The 17,177-nt window shown below is 57.6% G+C and carries 13 protein-coding genes and 2 tRNA genes; 12 read left to right on the plus strand and 3 right to left on the minus strand.

What is annotated here, in order from left to right:
• Nucleotides 1-13: 13 nt before the first annotated feature.
• The 10 genes from AO277_RS11100 to AO277_RS11150 all read left to right on the plus strand — a co-directional run bounded on the left by AO277_RS11100 (nt 14) and on the right by AO277_RS11150 (nt 9,809).
• A tRNA-Leu gene (locus AO277_RS11100) sits at nt 14-99 on the plus strand.
• A gap of 95 nt (nt 100-194) precedes the next feature.
• Nucleotides 195-271 (plus strand) — tRNA-Met (locus AO277_RS11105).
• Between the two features lie 130 nt (nt 272-401).
• Nucleotides 402-860, plus strand: a complete 459-nt coding sequence (gene rimP / locus AO277_RS11110; RefSeq protein ID WP_002555126.1) for a ribosome maturation factor RimP — start codon at nt 402-404, stop codon at nt 858-860.
• Nucleotides 861-919: 59 nt separating this feature from the next.
• Complete coding sequence (nusA, locus tag AO277_RS11115) at nt 920-2,401, plus strand: transcription termination factor NusA (RefSeq protein ID WP_002555125.1); 1,482 nt, start codon at nt 920-922, stop codon at nt 2,399-2,401.
• Between the two features lie 27 nt (nt 2,402-2,428).
• Entirely contained in the window at nt 2,429-4,960 is a 2,532-nt protein-coding gene (gene infB, locus AO277_RS11120) for a translation initiation factor IF-2 (RefSeq protein WP_005733039.1), read from the plus strand.
• A gap of 159 nt (nt 4,961-5,119) precedes the next feature.
• Nucleotides 5,120-5,536 carry a 30S ribosome-binding factor RbfA gene (gene rbfA / locus AO277_RS11125; RefSeq protein WP_002555123.1) on the plus strand — a complete coding sequence of 139 codons (417 nt, stop codon included), beginning with the start codon at nt 5,120-5,122 and terminating at the stop codon, nt 5,534-5,536.
• 3 nt (nt 5,537-5,539) lie between these two features.
• The gene (gene truB / locus AO277_RS11130; protein ID WP_044318173.1) at nt 5,540-6,457 is read left to right on the plus strand and encodes a tRNA pseudouridine(55) synthase TruB; all 918 of its coding nucleotides are present in this window, start codon (nt 5,540-5,542) and stop codon (nt 6,455-6,457) included.
• 159 nt (nt 6,458-6,616) lie between these two features.
• Entirely contained in the window at nt 6,617-6,886 is a 270-nt protein-coding gene (gene rpsO, locus AO277_RS11135) for a 30S ribosomal protein S15 (RefSeq protein WP_002555121.1), read from the plus strand.
• 175 nt (nt 6,887-7,061) lie between these two features.
• Nucleotides 7,062-9,167 (plus strand): polyribonucleotide nucleotidyltransferase, encoded by a 2,106-nt coding sequence (pnp, locus tag AO277_RS11145; RefSeq protein ID WP_044318174.1) that lies wholly within the window; start codon nt 7,062-7,064, stop codon nt 9,165-9,167.
• Between the two features lie 288 nt (nt 9,168-9,455).
• Nucleotides 9,456-9,809 carry a BON domain-containing protein gene (locus AO277_RS11150; RefSeq protein ID WP_002555119.1) on the plus strand — a complete coding sequence of 118 codons (354 nt, stop codon included), beginning with the start codon at nt 9,456-9,458 and terminating at the stop codon, nt 9,807-9,809.
• Between the two features lie 138 nt (nt 9,810-9,947).
• Here AO277_RS11150 and AO277_RS11155 read toward each other — a convergent pair whose 3' ends face one another.
• The 3 genes from AO277_RS11155 to AO277_RS11165 all read right to left on the minus strand — a co-directional run bounded on the left by AO277_RS11155 (nt 9,948) and on the right by AO277_RS11165 (nt 14,394).
• Entirely contained in the window at nt 9,948-10,322 is a 375-nt protein-coding gene (locus AO277_RS11155) for a DUF2845 domain-containing protein (protein WP_180273440.1), read from the minus strand.
• Entirely contained in the window at nt 10,282-13,254 is a 2,973-nt protein-coding gene (locus AO277_RS11160) for a DUF748 domain-containing protein (RefSeq protein WP_044318176.1), read from the minus strand. Before AO277_RS11160 ends, AO277_RS11155 begins: the two co-directional genes overlap by 41 nt.
• 123 nt (nt 13,255-13,377) lie before the next feature.
• Nucleotides 13,378-14,394 (minus strand): class I SAM-dependent rRNA methyltransferase, encoded by a 1,017-nt coding sequence (locus AO277_RS11165; RefSeq protein WP_005733044.1) that lies wholly within the window; start codon nt 14,392-14,394, stop codon nt 13,378-13,380.
• Nucleotides 14,395-14,551: 157 nt separating this feature from the next.
• On the opposite strand from AO277_RS11165, the gene AO277_RS11170 reads away from it, so the two are divergent.
• Together AO277_RS11170 and AO277_RS11175 are read left to right on the plus strand one after the other, a co-directional pair.
• Nucleotides 14,552-16,126 carry an alkaline phosphatase D family protein gene (locus tag AO277_RS11170; RefSeq protein ID WP_044318177.1) on the plus strand — a complete coding sequence of 525 codons (1,575 nt, stop codon included), beginning with the start codon at nt 14,552-14,554 and terminating at the stop codon, nt 16,124-16,126.
• Between the two features lie 105 nt (nt 16,127-16,231).
• Nucleotides 16,232-17,177: AEC family transporter (locus AO277_RS11175; protein WP_257214214.1), on the plus strand; the 946-nt coding region annotated here is incomplete at its 3' end.

The following is a 17,177-nucleotide window of genomic DNA, read 5'->3' on the forward strand; positions in this document are numbered from 1 at the left end:
AAAGAGTTGTAATGCCGAGGTGGTGGAATTGGTAGACACGCAACCTTGAGGTGGTTGTGCCCAATGGGTGTAGGGGTTCGAGTCCCCTTCTCGGTACCAATTAACAAGGGAGCCCGCATTAGCGGGCTTTCTTGTAGGTGGATGTTGGATTGACCCAGCAATGGATCGGTCGTATACTTCCGCCCCAGCTTTGTCGCGGGGTGGAGCAGTTTGGTAGCTCGTCGGGCTCATAACCCGAAGGTCGTTGGTTCAAATCCAGCCCCCGCAACCAGTTTTAGCGGAGCCCCTTTTAAGGGGCTTTTTGTTAGCTGGACAGTACATGACGTCGATGTTCAACGGCGTTTTCAGGGATGGGCTTTTGCCCATTTTTTTATTTCTAAAGCATGCACGAGGGGGTTCAGGTGTCGAGCAAGCTAGAACAGTTGCAGGACTTGTTGGCTCCGGTGGTCGTGGCCCTTGGCTATCAATGCTGGGGGATCGATTTCAGTTCCCAGGGCAAGCATTCGGTGCTGCGCATTTATATTGACAAGGAAGGTGGTGTGCTGGTCGACGACTGCGCAATCGTAAGTCGCCAGATCAGCGGTGTATTGGACGTAGAAGATCCGATCAGCACTGAATACACCCTTGAAGTATCGTCTCCTGGCATGGAGCGCCCGCTGTTCACTATTGAGCAGTTTGCTTCGTACGCCGGGGAACAAGTGAAAATAAAGCTGCGTTCACCTTTCGAAGGGCGACGCAACTTTCAAGGCCTTCTCCGCGGGGTGGAGGAGCAGGATGTCGTGGTGCAGGTTGAAGACCATGAATTCCTGTTGCCGATCGACATGATCGACAAGGCCAACATTATTCCCACGTTTGACTGAGACGTGCCGGTTACTGCGGATCCCGCGGATCCAATGGCTTGCGAAAGGCGAGGCGTACGATGAGCAAAGAAGTACTGCTGGTTGTTGAGTCGGTGTCCAATGAAAAGGGCGTTCCGGCAAGTGTAATTTTTGAAGCGCTGGAGCTGGCTCTTGCCACCGCTACCAAGAAACGTTTTGAAGATGAAGTAGAACTGCGTGTAGAGATCAATCGCCAGACAGGCAACTACGAGACTTTCCGTCGCTGGACAGTTGTCGAAGACGAAGATCTGGACGATCCTGCGTACGAATTGGCCGTAGACCAGGCTCAAGTCAAGAAGCCAGGTGCCGTTGCGGGCGACCTGATCGAAGAGAAAATCGATTCCATCGAATTCGGTCGTATCGCCGCACAGACCGCCAAGCAAGTCATTGTGCAGAAAGTTCGTGAAGCCGAGCGCGCTCAGGTAGTCGATGCCTACCGTGAGCGTCTGGGTGAAATCATTTCTGGTACTGTTAAAAAGGTTACACGTGACAATGTCATCGTTGACCTGGGTAACAATGCCGAAGCCTTGCTGGCTCGTGAAGACATCATTTCCCGGGAAACTTTCCGGGTCGGTGTTCGCGTCCGTGCTTTGCTGAAGGAAATTCGTACCGAAAACCGTGGTCCTCAGCTGATCCTGTCGCGTACTGCGCCAGAAATGCTGATCGAGCTTTTCCGCATTGAAGTGCCGGAAATTGCCGAAGGTCTCATCGAGGTGATGGCTGCCTCCCGTGACCCGGGTTCTCGTGCGAAAATCGCTGTTCGCTCCAAGGATAAACGAATCGATCCGCAAGGTGCCTGTATCGGCATGCGCGGTTCGCGAGTTCAGGCTGTTTCCGGCGAGCTGGGTGGCGAGCGTGTGGATATCGTTCTTTGGGACGATAACCCGGCGCAGTTCGTGATCAATGCAATGTCTCCTGCAGAAGTAGCGGCGATCATCGTAGATGAAGACGCGCATGCAATGGACATCGCAGTGGGAGCGGACAACCTGGCCCAGGCTATTGGTCGTGGCGGTCAGAACGTGCGTCTGGCAAGTCAGCTGACTGGCTGGACCCTGAACGTAATGACCGAATCGGACATCCAGGCCAAGCAGCAAGCTGAAACCGGTGACATCCTGCGCAATTTCATCGAAGAACTCGAAGTCGATGAAGAATTGGCACAGGTGCTGGTTGATGAAGGCTTCACCAGCCTGGAAGAGATTGCCTACGTACCGTTGGAAGAAATGCTCAACATCGACGGCTTTGACGAAGAAATCGTCAACGAGCTTCGCGCTCGTGCCAAGGATCGTTTGTTGACTAAAGCCATCGCTACAGAGGAAAAGCTGGCAGACGCCCATCCGGCCGAAGACCTGCTCTCGCTTGAGGGTATGGACAAGGATTTGGCGATGGAACTGGCGGTGCGCGGCGTAATTACCCGCGAAGACCTGGCCGAGCAGTCTATAGATGACCTGCTCGACATCGACGGCATTGACGATGATCGTGCCGGCAAGTTGATCATGGCCGCCCGAGCCCACTGGTTCGAGTAATTGGGCGCGGCCTGAGGAGAGAAGTGCATGACGCAAGTCACGGTGAAAGAACTGGCCAAAGTGGTCGACACACCGGTAGAGCGCCTGTTACAGCAGATGCGTGAGGCAGGTCTGCCGCACACCGCCGCCGAGCAAGTTGTGACCGATAACGAAAAACAAGCCTTGTTGACGCACCTGAAAAGCGGTCACAAGGCCAAGGTGGAAGAGCCTCGCAAGATTACCTTGCAGCGCAAGACCACCAGCACCCTGCGCGTTGCTGGCAGCAAAAGCATCAGCGTTGAAGTGCGCAAAAAGAAAGTCTTTGTGCAGCGTAGCCCGGAAGAGATCGAAGCCGAGCGCAAGCGCGAGATGGACGAACGCCGTGCGGTAGAAAATGCCGCTCGTCAAAAGGCTGAAGAAGAAGCTAAGCGTCGCGCTGAAGAAGATGCGCGCAATCAGCCTGCCGCCGGCCAGCCTGCTTCGGCACCCGCGCAACCTGTTGCTGCAGCTGAGCCTGTGCGTGAAGCGCCAGCACCAGCAGCGGCTGCTCCGGCACCTGCCAGCGCAGCGCCGTCTGCTGACGCTCGCAAGCGTGACGAACAGCGTCGCCCTGACAAGCCTCGTGCTGACGACCGCAATGCCCGCGGCGGCGACGGGGAGCGTAAAAACGCTCCGCATCGCGCTTCGGTCAAGGAGAAGGCTCCGGCCCCTCGCGTTGCTCCTCGTACTACCGACGAAGAAAGCGACAGCTTCCGTCGCGGTGGTCGCGGCAAGTCCAAGCTGAAGAAGCGCAATGCACATGGTTTCCAGAGCCCTACCGGCCCTGTGATCCGTGACGTTGCCATCGGCGAGACCATCACTGTCGGCGAATTGTCGGCACAGATGTCGGTCAAGGCTGCTGAAGTCATCAAGTTCATGTTCAAGATGGGCACTCCGGTGACCATCAACCAGGTACTGGATCAGGAAACTGCCCAGTTGATCGCCGAAGAGCTGGGCCACAAGGTCACGCTGGTCAGCGACAACGCCCTGGAAGATTCCCTGGCCGAATCGCTGAAGTTCGAAGGTGAGTCGTTCTCCCGTGCACCGGTCGTGACCGTAATGGGCCACGTCGACCACGGTAAGACCTCGCTGCTCGACTACATCCGTCGTGCCAAGGTTGCAGCTGGCGAAGCTGGCGGCATCACCCAGCACATCGGTGCCTACCACGTTGAAACCGAACGCGGCATGGTCACGTTCCTCGACACCCCTGGTCACGCCGCGTTTACCGCCATGCGTGCTCGTGGTGCCAAGGCAACGGATATAGTGATTCTGGTGGTTGCAGCTGACGACGGCGTTATGCCGCAGACCATCGAAGCTGTTCAGCATGCTGTTGCGGCTGGCGTTCCGCTGGTTGTTGCGGTGAACAAGATCGACAAGCCTGGTGCTGACCTCGATCGTATCCGCAGCGAGCTGTCGGTCCATGGCGTGACGTCCGAAGAGTGGGGCGGTGATACGCCTTTCGTTTCGGTATCCGCGAAAATGGGTACTGGCGTCGACGAGCTGTTGGAAGCTGTTCTGCTGCAAGCCGAAGTTCTGGAACTCAAGGCAACTCCTTCGGCCCCGGGTCGTGGCGTTGTTGTCGAGTCCCGTCTGGACAAGGGCCGTGGTCCGGTCGCTACTGTTCTGGTTCAGGACGGTACGCTGCGTCAGGGCGACATGGTTCTGGTCGGTTCGAACTTCGGCCGCATCCGCGCCATGCTTGACGAGAACGGCAAGCCGGTCAAAGAAGCAGGTCCTTCGATCCCGGTCGAAATCCTGGGTCTTGACGGTACTCCGGATGCTGGCGACGAGATGTCGGTGCTGGCTGACGAGAAGAAAGCCCGCGAAGTCGCTCTGTTCCGCCAAGGCAAGTTCCGCGAGGTCAAACTGGCTCGCGCTCATGCCGGCAAGCTGGAGAACATCTTCGAGAACATGGGTCAGGAAGAGAAGAAGACGCTTAACATCGTCCTCAAATCCGACGTCCGCGGTTCTCTGGAAGCATTGCAGGGCGCCCTGGGCGGCCTGGGTAACGACGAAGTGCAAGTGCGCGTAGTCGGTGGCGGTGTCGGTGGTATCACCGAGAGCGACGCCAACCTGGCACTGGCCTCCAACGCTGTACTGTTTGGCTTCAACGTGCGTGCCGATGCTGGCGCGCGCAAGATTGTCGAGCAGGAAGGTCTGGATATGCGTTACTACAACGTGATCTACGACATCATCGAAGACGTCAAGAAAGCCCTCACCGGTATGCTTGGCAGCGACGTTCGGGAGAATATCCTGGGTATCGCCGAAGTCCGCGATGTGTTCCGTTCGCCGAAATTCGGCGCGATCGCAGGCTGTATGGTTCTGGAAGGCACTGTCTACCGTAACCGTCCGATTCGTGTTCTGCGCGAAGACATCGTTATCTTTGAAGGCGAGCTGGAATCCCTGCGCCGCTTCAAGGACGACGCTGCCGAAGTACGTGCAGGCATGGAATGCGGTATCGGCGTCAAGAGCTACAACGACGTCAAGGTCGGTGACAAGATCGAAGTCTTCGAGAAGGTCCAAGTGGCTCGCAGCCTCTAAATCGCGAGCTTCAGGAGTCATGGTGGGAGCTTCGCATGCAAATGCCCTGCTTCCCCCATGGGCTCTAAACGCAACGCCCGGTCTGGCAATTGTCAGGCCGGGCGTTTGCCGCTTTCAGACTGTCAGGGTTTGGTCCCGGATCAGTAACAGGTAACAAGCATGGCAAAAGAATACAGCCGTACCCAACGTATTGGCGATCAGATGCAGCGCGAACTGGCGCAACTGATCCGTCGCGAAATCAAGGACCCACGCGTGGGTCTGGTCACTATCACCGCCGTAGACGTCAGCCGTGACGTGGGTCATGCGAAGATTTTCATGACCGTCATGGGCCAGGACAGCGCGGAAGAGATCGCACAGACCATCAAGGTGCTCAACTCTGCCGCAGGCTTCCTGCGCATGCAGCTGGCACGCGAAATGAAGCTGCGCAGCGTGCCTCAACTGCATTTCCACTACGACGAAAGCGTCGTGCGTGGTGCGCATCTCTCGGCACTGATCGAGCGTGCGGTAGCGCAAGACGGTCAGCATCAGGAAGGCTCGGCATCGCCAGATGCAAAGCCTGAAAGTACCGAGGAATAAAGGGTGGCTCAGGTCAAGCGTATACGCCGCAATGTCAGCGGGATCATCCTGCTCGACAAGCCACTGGGTTTCACATCCAACGCCGCTTTGCAAAAGGTTCGCTGGCTGCTCAATGCCGAGAAAGCCGGGCATACGGGCAGTCTTGATCCTCTGGCAACGGGTGTTTTGCCGTTGTGCTTTGGCGAAGCGACCAAGTTTTCCCAGTACCTGCTCGATTCGGACAAGTCCTACGAGACTCTGGCGCAGTTGGGCAAGACCACCACGACCGCCGACTCTGAGGGCGAGGTTTTGCTCACGCGTCCGGTGACCGTTGGTCGCGACGATATTGAAGCAGTGTTGCCGCATTTTCGTGGGCAAATCAGCCAGATACCTCCCATGTACTCGGCCCTCAAGCGTGATGGCCAGCCACTTTACAAGCTGGCACGTGCAGGGGAAGTAGTGGAGCGCGAGCCCCGTTCTGTTACTATTGCGCGCCTGGAATTACTTGCTTGCGAAGGCGACACAGCACGTCTGTCCGTCGATTGCAGTAAAGGCACCTATATCCGTACGCTGGTCGAGGATATTGGTGAAAAGCTCGGTTGTGGTGCTTACGTCGCAGAGCTGCGCCGTACCCAGGCGGGGCCTTTCACGCTGGCTCAGACGGTTACGCTGGAAGAGCTGGAGCAAGTGCATGCCGACGGCGGCAATGAGGCGGTTGACCGCTTCCTGATGCCATCGGACAGCGGTCTGCTGGACTGGCCGCTGCTGAAGTTTTCGGAGCACAGTTCGTTTTACTGGTTGCACGGGCAGCCAGTGCGCGCGCCGGACGCACCGAAATTCCGTATGGTTCGCGTGCAGGATCACGAAGGTCGCTTCATCGGTATCGGTGAAGTCGCCGAAGACGGGCGTATTGCGCCGCGTCGATTGATTCGGTCAGAGTGACCGGAACCAGTCCGTCCGCAGGCTAGCCTGCGAGCGGGGTGGAACGAGGATGGCTGTCAACAGGCACGGTCATACCTCCTTTTTTAATACGAGGATCTGTCCTCGGCCTGTTGGAAACGTTTCTCCGGAAGCGCTTCCTTGAACAAAAGGATTGCCCACATGGCACTCAGCGTTGAAGAAAAAGCTCAGATCGTAACCGACTACCAGCAAGCTGTTGGTGATACTGGTTCGCCAGAAGTGCAAGTTGCACTGCTGACCGCCAACATCAACAAACTGCAAGGCCACTTCAAGGCCAACGGTAAGGACCACCACTCGCGTCGTGGTCTGATCCGTATGGTAAACCAGCGTCGCAAGCTGCTGGATTACCTGAAAGGTAAGGACGTTAGCCGTTACAGCGCCCTGATCGGTCGTCTGGGTCTGCGTCGCTAATAACGACGTTGCTAGAGGTTGGTTGTCTGTCACGATCCGTCGGGTTTTCCCGGTGGTTCTGGCAGGCTCCCAGCCTCAAGTTTTATCTGGACTGTGGAAGGGGCCGATTCCCCACGCTGCCCAAGAATTCGCAAGAAACCAGTTCCCCAAGAGCCACAAAGAAAGGTAGGAAACCGTGAACCCGGTAATCAAAAAGTTTCAGTTCGGTCAATCGACCGTAACCCTCGAGACAGGCCGTATCGCCCGTCAAGCCTCTGGCGCAGTATTGGTCACCGTTGACGACGACGTCAGCGTACTCGTGACTGTGGTCGGCGCCAAACAGGCTGACGCTGGCAAAGGCTTCTTCCCTCTGTCCGTGCACTATCAGGAAAAAACCTACGCTGCCGGCAAGATTCCTGGTGGTTTCTTCAAGCGTGAAGGCCGTCCTTCCGAGAAAGAAACCCTGACCTCGCGCCTGATCGACCGTCCGATCCGCCCGTTGTTTCCAGAAGGCTTCATGAACGAAGTGCAGGTTGTCTGCACCGTCGTCTCCACCAGCAAGAAAATCGATCCGGACATCGCTGCGATGATCGGTACTTCGGCTGCACTGGCCATCTCCGGTATTCCGTTCGACGGTCCGGTCGGTGCTGCGCGCGTTGCTTTCCACGAAAGCACCGGCTACCTGCTGAACCCGACTTACGAGCAACTGCAGGCTTCGAGCCTGGACATGGTCGTAGCCGGTACTTCCGAAGCCGTTCTGATGGTTGAATCCGAAGCCAAAGAGCTGACCGAAGACCAGATGCTGGGCGCTGTGCTGTTCGCCCATGACGAATTCCAGGTGGTGATCAACGCCATCAAGGAACTGGCTGCAGAAGCCGCCAAGCCTGTCTGGGACTGGCAGCCAAAGCCTGAAGCCACCGCACTGCTGGGCGCTATCCGTGCCGAGTTCGGCGACGCGATCTCCCAGGCTTACACCATCACTGTCAAAGCCGACCGCTATGCGCGTCTGGGCGAGCTGAAAGATCAGGTCGTTGCCAAGCTGGCTGTTGAAGAAGGCAGCCCGTCTGCCAGCGAAGTCAAAGCTGCTTTCGATGAAATCGAATACCGCACCGTTCGCGAAAACATCGTCAACGGCAAGCCGCGTATCGATGGTCGCGATACTCGTACCGTTCGCCCTCTGAATATCGAAGTCGGCGTTCTGCCGAAGACTCACGGTTCGGCACTGTTCACCCGTGGCGAAACTCAGGCGCTGGTTGTTGCAACGCTGGGTACCGCGCGCGACGCACAGCTGCTCGACACCCTTGAAGGCGAGAAAAAAGACCCCTTCATGCTGCACTACAACTTCCCTCCGTTCTCTGTGGGCGAGTGTGGTCGCATGGGCGGCGCGGGCCGTCGTGAAATCGGTCACGGCCGTCTGGCCCGTCGCAGCGTTCAGGCCATGCTGCCAGGCACCGACGTGTTCCCGTACACCATCCGTGTCGTGTCGGAAATCACCGAGTCCAACGGTTCCAGCTCCATGGCTTCGGTCTGCGGCGCTTCCCTGGCACTGATGGACGCTGGTGTTCCGATGAAGGCACCGGTTGCCGGTATCGCCATGGGTCTGGTCAAGGAAGGCGAGAAGTTCGCCATTCTGACCGACATCCTGGGTGACGAAGATCACCTGGGCGACATGGACTTCAAGGTAGCCGGTACCTCCAAAGGTGTTACCGCGCTGCAGATGGACATCAAGATCAAAGGCATCACCGAAGAAATCATGGAGATCGCCTTGGGGCAGGCCCTGGAAGCTCGCCTGAACATCCTCGGTCAGATGAACCAGATCATCGGTCAGTCGCGTAACGAACTGTCGGCCAACGCTCCGACCATGATTGCGATGAAGATCGACACCGACAAGATCCGTGACGTGATTGGCAAGGGTGGTGCAACCATCCGTGCTATCTGCGAAGAGACCAAGGCTTCGATCGACATCGAAGACGACGGCTCGATCAAGATCTTCGGCGAGTCCAAGGAAGCGGCTGAGGCAGCACGTCAGCGCGTTCTGGGCATTACCGCAGAAGCCGAGATCGGCAAGATCTACGTCGGTAAGGTTGAGCGCATCGTCGATTTCGGTGCATTCGTCAACATCCTGCCGGGCAAGGACGGTCTGGTTCACATCTCGATGCTGAGCGATGCTCGCGTAGAGAAAGTGACCGATATCCTCAAGGAAGGTCAGGAAGTCGAAGTGCTGGTACTGGACGTGGACAACCGCGGTCGTATCAAGCTGTCAATCAAAGACGTAGCGGCAGCGAAAGCGTCGGGCGTCTGATTGATCTGAGCGGCATGTGAAAAAGGACTCTTCGGAGTCCTTTTTTTATGAGCGCAATTAGAGGGTTACAAGCGGGGCATGCAAACTGCTCGGTATAAACATGCATCTTGCAAGCACAATAAGTGAGGAACGGGCAAACTGCACGACCCGGCTAAAAATGAAAAAACTCAACTATATGATTTTAAAGGATTTTTAGTATATTTGGTTTTTGGCACACCGCTTGCGATATACCTGTTAACCCTGCCACCACAAGCTGGTGCAGATTTCGAGAAAAACAGGAGTTATCGTATGAAGAAGTTCGCTATTGCCGCTGCTACCGCTACTGCCCTGACTCTGACCATGGCCAACGCTGCTTTCGCACAGACCTCGGCCCAAGCGCCAATGGTTCTGGCAGCCAACACCACTACTCAAGAAGTCAAAGAAGATACTTCTGACACTTGGATCACCACCAAAGTCAAAGCTGACCTGCTGACCGAGAAAGGCATCCCAGGTTCGGACATCAAGGTTGAGACCAACAAAGGTGTGGTTTCCCTGTCCTCCATGGTAAAAGTTACCGAAGCTCAGAAAAACACCGCCGTCGCTATCACCAAGAAAATCAAAGGTGTTAAAGACGTATCGGCTGCTGGCCTGAAAGCCGAGTAATCGAATACTGCCCATGAACAGCTTCAGTCATTGATTGATGGAAAGTTCATGCGAGGCTACAAGGATGTAGCCATTAAAGGCCCCGACTGAAGAGTCGGGGCCTTTTCTATGGCGGTGACAAACAGACGCTTGGGAGAGTCAGGTGCGACGCTTGCTTTCAATCCTCACCAGGCGACCCCCTTCGAAGCGCAGGTACTGATACATGCCGTTATCAGGTCCGTAGATCCATTCCTCGATTCTCACGGCTTCGGACCTTCGGTAATTACTATTGAAGGTCTCCTGAGTGCCCAGCACTTCCTGGCTTACAGGCTCTCCGCATTTCTGCTGCACTTCGAATGCCCGGTCCCACGTGCTGACCAGCTGGTTACCACAGCGCAGGGTTGACGTGGCATATGACGAGGTGGCAACTGACCCGGCCAGGGTGGCGAGGGTCAGGTTGATCAGCAGTTTGATTCGGGTACGTGCCAAGGCTTCATTCACTGTCGAGGTGGAGGGGGCTGATGACTTTACCATCTGGCTGGGCCTGACCCAGGCGGGCATCGACGAAGTACACACGAGCGTCTTCCAGCTTGCCCTTGTCTACCAGGTAGTCCTTGATGCTGCTGGCTCTGCCCTGGCCCAGCTCACGCAGCAATACCTCATTGCTGCTCCAGAACTTGAGCACGGCGGCACGCATCTGGTTTGCACGTTGTTCCTTGCCCAGGTTTGCCCATTCGGCAGGCGGTTGCTGTTTCAGGCGTGTGCGGTAGATACCTTCAAGCATAGGAGCTTTTTCATCCTCAGGGACCTGTATCAAACCGGCTCTGGCTGGAACCTTGTCGCCGCGTCGCTGGAGGATCTTGTAATAGGTGTACTGGTATTCCCGCTCCAGCCGCTGTTGGGCGATCAGAGGACCGTCACTGCTTGCAGCGCTAGTGCCTTCGATCTCCAGCTTCAGGTCCGGGCGCTCCTTGAGCGCCACCGAGAGCTTGTCCAGGGCGCTTTGCACCTCGGCCGACAAATCACTGGAGCCCGGCGCGAAACTCACGCTGCCGAGATCCTCGGAGCTTCCACCGGCGACCAGCCCGCCGAGCATCTTGAACGGAGCCTGCGCAGCACGCAGCACAAGATTGCGCAGGGTTTGCCAGACAATTGGCATCACGCTGAACTGCGGGTTGTTCAGATCGCCCTCGATCGGCAGCTCCAGGGAAATTCGTCCCTGCGTATCCTTGAGCAGCGCGACCGCCAGACGGATAGGCAGGTCCAGCGCATCCGGGCTGTCGACACGCTCACCCAGTTGCAACTGTTCAACCAGCATCTTGTTCTGCGCCTTGAGCTGACCTTTGGTGATCAAGTAGTGCAGATCGAGATTGAGCCTGCCCTTGCGGATTCTGAAACCGGCGAACTTGCCGGAATAAGGGGTCAGATTGGTCAGCTCGACACGCTTGAAGCTGGTGGTGATATCCAGGCTGGCCATCGGGTCGAAAGGGTTGAGGCTGCCTTTGATGGTCACAGGCGCGTAGCGATCGACCTTGCCCTGGATGTCCACGGGTGCCGGTGTCGCCTTGCGGTTGTCGATGGTGCCGATACGACCATTGAGCTGCTGCACGGCGGTGGCAAAGTTGGGGGTCAGGGTCATGTCGGCAAAGTTTGCCGAGCCATCCATGATATTCACTTCGCCGACGTAAATCGCCAGAGGGTTATCTGCCTTGGCCTTGGGCTGTGTTCTGGCTGTTTTTGGCTGCGATGCGGTCTTGTCATCAGGCTGCGGAATCAGCAGATCGTCGACATTGGTGGTCCGGTCTTCATTGATCATGAAGCGTGCGTAAGGCTGATCCATGTTGACTTTGGCAATCGAAAGGCCCGTGCCGTGCTGGTAGTCCAGCCCTTCGAGTTGCAGTTGCTGCCACTTCAGGAAGTCGCGCTGTTTGAGCGTGTCGAGTGTGTGAAGCTGATTGACCTGTGCTTTGCCGGTAACGCTGAACGCCAGCGGTTCGGTGCTTTTCAGGTTGACCGCCAGATCGCTGCCCAGCATGCCGCTGCGCATTTCCAGACGAATGAACGGGCTGATGTAGGCTTGGGCGAGGCGCAGGTCGATGTCGCGGGTAGTTACGTTAAGTTGTGCACTGACCGGGTTGAGGTTCACATCGCCGGCTGCAGTGAGGTTGCCCTGTTTGCCCAGCCCGGTATCAAGCTTAAGCGTGAAGGGGGATTTGTTAAGGCTGTCGAAATTCTGGATGTCCAGATTCAGCGGGCCAACATCCAGAGCAACAGGCTCTTGAGGTACGCGATATGCCAGATGGACCATGTAATTGCGCAGTTGCACATCTCGCAGCAGCACCTGCCATGGCGTGCTTTGCGTGGCGGGCTTGGCGCTGGCTTTGGCAGAGGCGTCGGTCGTGGGTGCCGGTTCAGCCGCCTTGTCGTCCACGGCCGGTGTTTGCGGTGCCGCTGGCTTGCCCGGCTGGCTGGCAAACAGCTTTTGCCAGTCCAGTTGCCCGTCGGCTTCGCGCGCTGCCCAGGTTTCCAGTTTCTGGCTGCGGATCTTGCCTACGGTCACCAGCTGCTTTGCCAGATCGACTGATGTTTCGCTCACGTCCAGGCGTTGCAGGCGTACCAGATGGCGACCGTCTGGCGTGTTCAACGCGAAGGGCGCGACACTGGCCGACACATTGGTCAACTTCAGCTCGGTTTCCTTGGCCAGATTGAGTGTGTATGCCGTGCTGAAATTCAGCACGCCGTCCTCAAGCGCCAGCGGCAACGCATCACGCACGTAAGGCCACCACAGCTTCATCTTGCTGTCGGTGACTTTCAGCGTCCCTTCCGAGGTGATCGGTATCAGGCTGATACGCCCGACCCAGTCGATCTGCCCGCCATCCGGACCTGCCGCGACAAGCGTCATGTCGGCATTGTCTTCGGGTAATGTGCTGAGGTTCTTGAGTTCGAAATTGAGTGTGTCGTAGAGAAATTCGATGGGCTGGCTTGGGCGCATATCCTGAAAGTGAACATAGCCATCGGCCAGTTTTATTTCGTCGATACGCAGCGGGAACGGCTTGCCGGGTGGTTCGTCCTTGGCAGGTTCGCTGGCTGGCAGCTTGAACAGTTGCGCCAGATTGAGCTTGCCTTGCTTGTCGAACAACAGCTCGGTCTTGGGTTTGATCAGCTCGATGCGTTGCAGGTGCAGGGCCCGTGTCCACAGGCTGTCGATTTGCAGGTTGGCATAAAGCTTTTCAAACGCGACCTGTTCCTTGCCCGGTGTGCCGATGTTCAGGCCCCAGAGCGTCAGCTCCAGCGTGTAGGGATTGAATTCCAGGCGTTCAAGCTTCGCCGGCACGGTGGCGTAATTGGCCAATTGCTGATTGGCGATCCGCAGAGCGACACCGGGAAGAATGAAGAACCCCAGCAAGCTGTAGAGCACGATCACAGTCAGCAAGGAGCCAAGTGTGCGTTTCAATCCTCTGGACATGGGCAGCGGCGTCTCTCTCTTTTGGAAGCCCTTGGAGTATGGCATGCCTGTTCGGTTCCCAAGGCACTGCCGTCGCCGCTCGTAGGAACTTTCCGATAGTGCTTTGCGATACCAGCCGCCGGATCAGAGTTGCAGGATCAGCGTTTTCAGGGGTGGCTGATTATCCAGAGACGGGAAGTCCTTGGCAGGAAGCATCTCCTGGCAGTCGCGTACCGGGCGTCCAGCCTTGGTGGCACAGCGTAATACCTGCTCACGCCAGTCCTGCATGCTGACCTTCGCAAGGTTGTTGCAGCAGATCAGCACGCCGCCGTCTGCCGTCGTCAACAGCGCCGGCTTGAGCAGGCTTTGATAGTCGCGCAACAGGTCAACGGTGCCGAACGCACTTTTGGCCCAGGCAGGTGGGTCAAGCAGGACCAGATCATACTGGCGCTGTTGCAGCTTCATGTAGCTGGGCAATTGTTGGCTACGCCGCGCTGCAATCGGCAGCCCCGCCAGTTGGCGGATTGCCGGAAAATAATCCGACTGGATGAACTGCATGGGTGGCAGTTGCGGGTTAAGCGCACCATTCTCTCGACCCACGGCCAGATTACCCTCGGCGAAGTCCAGATTGCACACCTCGCTCGCGCCACCGGCCGCAGCGCTGAGACCGACGCCGCAGGTATAGGCGAACAGGTTCAGCACGCTTTTGCCGGCGCTGTGCTGTTTGACCCAGCCACGCGTGTTGCGCAGGTCCAGAAACAACAACGGGTCTTGGCCCGCATGTCGGCCACGGACCCGATAGTTGAGCCCCCACTCATGCCCGATATGGTCGGCCAGCGCCGCTTCGTCAGCCTTGTAGACCGTATCCTGGCGATCCACGCGTGAGTTGCCTTGCGAGCGATCATTATAGACCAGCAGCGTTTCCAGGCCCAGTCGTGTGTTGACTTGCTCGTGCAGCGCAAGCAATGCATCGCGATCCAGGCGGGTGTGGAAGCTTTGTACCAGCAACTGCGGGCCGTAGCGGTCGATGGTCAGCCCGCTGGCGCCTTCCTGACTTCCGTGAAACAGCCGATAGCAGTCGGTGCCCTGCTGATGCAGTTCGCCCAGCAACGATTGACGATTATCGAGGGCGACGCTGAGCGCCTGATTCAAGGAAGACATGCTAAGCGCCTCGGGCTGGAATAAGGCGCGGGAGTTTAACAGCTAGCGGGCGCTGAAGGTTTTTGGCGTCAGGTGCGTTATTCCGGCCCTGTGTTGTCATACAGCGCCAACATTCCCCTGCTACGGTACTTTTTTGCCTGTCAGCGAGGGGATAACCGTGAGCCAGTTCGATCTCAAGCGTCGCCGTGTCATCCAGGCCGTGGGGGCCGGTTTGCTGTTGCCGGGGCTTGCGCCTGCGGTGATCGCTTCGGTGCAGGAGCGCCCGAAAATGGTCGATGGTGTGCAGTCCGGAGATGTGCTCGGCGACAAGGCCATGGTCTGGAGCCGCAGCGACCGGCCTTCACGGATGGTGGTCGAATGGGACACACGCAGTATGTTTACTCAGCCACGGCGCGTGGTCTCGGCGCTCGCCGATCCGCGTACCGACTTCACCGCGCGGGTCGAGTTGAGCGGGCTGCCGGTCGATCAGGCGATTTTCTACCGCGTCTCGTTCGAGGATGCTCAGAGCGGTGTCGCCAGCGAGCCCTGGTTCGGCCATCTGCGCAGCACGCCCCAACAGCGTCGTGACATCCGCTTCGTCTGGAGTGGCGACACGGTGGGGCAGGGCTTCGGTATCAACCCTGACGTTGGTGGCATGCGTATCTATGAGGCGATGCGCTTGCGCTTGCCGGACTTTTTTATCCACAGCGGTGACACCATTTACGCCGACGGGCCAGTGCCCGAGCAGATCACCACGGAAGGCGGGCGGATCTGGCGCAACCTGACCACCGAAGCGAAAAGCAAGGTGGCGGAGACCCTCGACGAGTACCGAGGCAATTACCGCTATAACTTGATGGATGAAAATCTGCGCCGCTTCAACGCAGAAGTGCCGCAGATCTGGCAATGGGATGACCACGAAGTCACCAACAACTGGTCGCCCAGCAAGCAGCTTGATGAGCGTTACAAGGTCAAGGATATCCAGCTGCTGTCCTCGCGTGCCCGCCAGGCTTATCTGGAGTACGCGCCGCTGCGCTTGCAGCAAGCCGACAATGGCGGACGCATTTATCGCAAGATTCCCTACGGTCCGATGCTCGACGTTTTTGTCCTCGATATGCGCAGCTACCGCGACGGCAATGATGCCAATCTGGCCGAAAAACCGGGTCCGACCACCGCATTTCTTGGTCGTGAGCAACTTGACTGGCTCAAGCGCGAACTCAATGCGTCGCGCGCGCAATGGAAGGTCATTGCTGCTGACATGCCCATCGGCCTTGGCGTACCGGATGGCGAGGTGAGCCCCGGTGTGGCGCGCTGGGAAGCCATCGCCAACGGCAATGACGGACCGGCGCTTGGCCGCGAGCTGGAGGTTGCCGAATTGCTGGCGTACCTGCGCGCGCAGAAGATTCGCGACTGTGTCTGGCTGACGGCCGATGTCCATTACTGCGCCGCGCATCATTACCAGCCGGATCGTGCCGTGTTTCAGGACTTCGACCCGTTCTGGGAATTCGTCGCCGGGCCGCTGAATGCGGGCAGCTTCGGTCCCAATGTACTGGACAAGACGTTCGGTCCGGAACTGGTGTTCCAGAAGGCGCCCCCTTCACAGAACACCTCGCCTTTTGCGGGTTATCAGTTCTTTGGCGAAGTGAATATCGACGGGCAGACCGGCGAGATGTCTGTTGCCCTGCGCGATCTTGATGGCGTTTCAGTGTTCGAGCGCAAATTGCAGCCGACCGTGGAGATTAGCCGCATTGTCTGACAGAGAATCGGGGTTGTTCAGGTAACCCTTTCGGAAATTCCTTGCAACATGCTTGTCGTGTGTGGCCTATCATGAGCTACCTAACGACGGGACCGGGTGTGTTGCATGCTGGCTATTTTTCTCCAAACCCTGAACATCACCGCCCCGGTGTTTGCCATGCTGTTTCTGGGCGTATTGCTCAAACGCATCGGTGCTATCAACGACGGGTTTATCGTCGCGGCTTCCGGGCTGGTGTTCAACGTCACGATGCCTGCGCTGCTGTTTCTGGGCATCATTCACGCTGATTTGCGCGCGGCTCTGCAACCCAGACTGCTCATCTTTTTCAGTGTCGCGACGCTACTGAGTTTCGCATTCGCCTGGGGCTGGGCGATCTGGCGCTGCCCGCAAGAAGAGCGTGGCGTTTACGTTCAGGGCGCGTTCCGTGGCAACAACGGGGTAATCGGCCTGGCGCTGGCGGCGAGCATGTACGGCCCTTATGGCATTTCGTTGGGGGCGATTCTGGCCGCGCTGGTCATCGTCTTCTACAACACGTTGTCGACAATTGTGCTGGCGGTTTACAGCCCGGTGATCAAGTCCGACCCCTGGAGCGTGTTCAAAAGTGTGCTGGCCAACCCGCTGATCATCAGCGTCATCATCGCATCGCCTTTCGCTTACTTCAGCATAGGCCTGCCCAGGTGGCTGGAGACGTCCGGCAGTTATCTGGCGCAAATGACCCTGCCGCTGGCGCTGATCTGCATCGGCGGCACGCTGTCGCTGGCCTCGCTGCGTAAAAGTGGCAGTCTGGCGATCAGTGCCAGCGTCATGAAAATGATCACGCTGCCGCTGCTCTGCACGCTGGCCGCCTGGCTGGTCGGTTTTCGCGGCGCGGAACTGGGCATTCTGTTCCTTTACTTCGCGAGCCCGACGGCCGCGGCCAGCTACATCATGGCGCGCACCGCCAACGGCAACTACGAACTGGCCGCCGCGATCATCGTCATCACCACACTGGCTGGTATGCCCCCCGAAGGTTGGACAATTATCCACTTACGCTGCCTTGGCGGCCTGCATCCTG

The organism is Pseudomonas amygdali (genome assembly GCF_002699855.1).
GTDB classification, from domain to species: Bacteria; Pseudomonadota; Gammaproteobacteria; order Pseudomonadales; family Pseudomonadaceae; genus Aquipseudomonas; species Aquipseudomonas amygdali.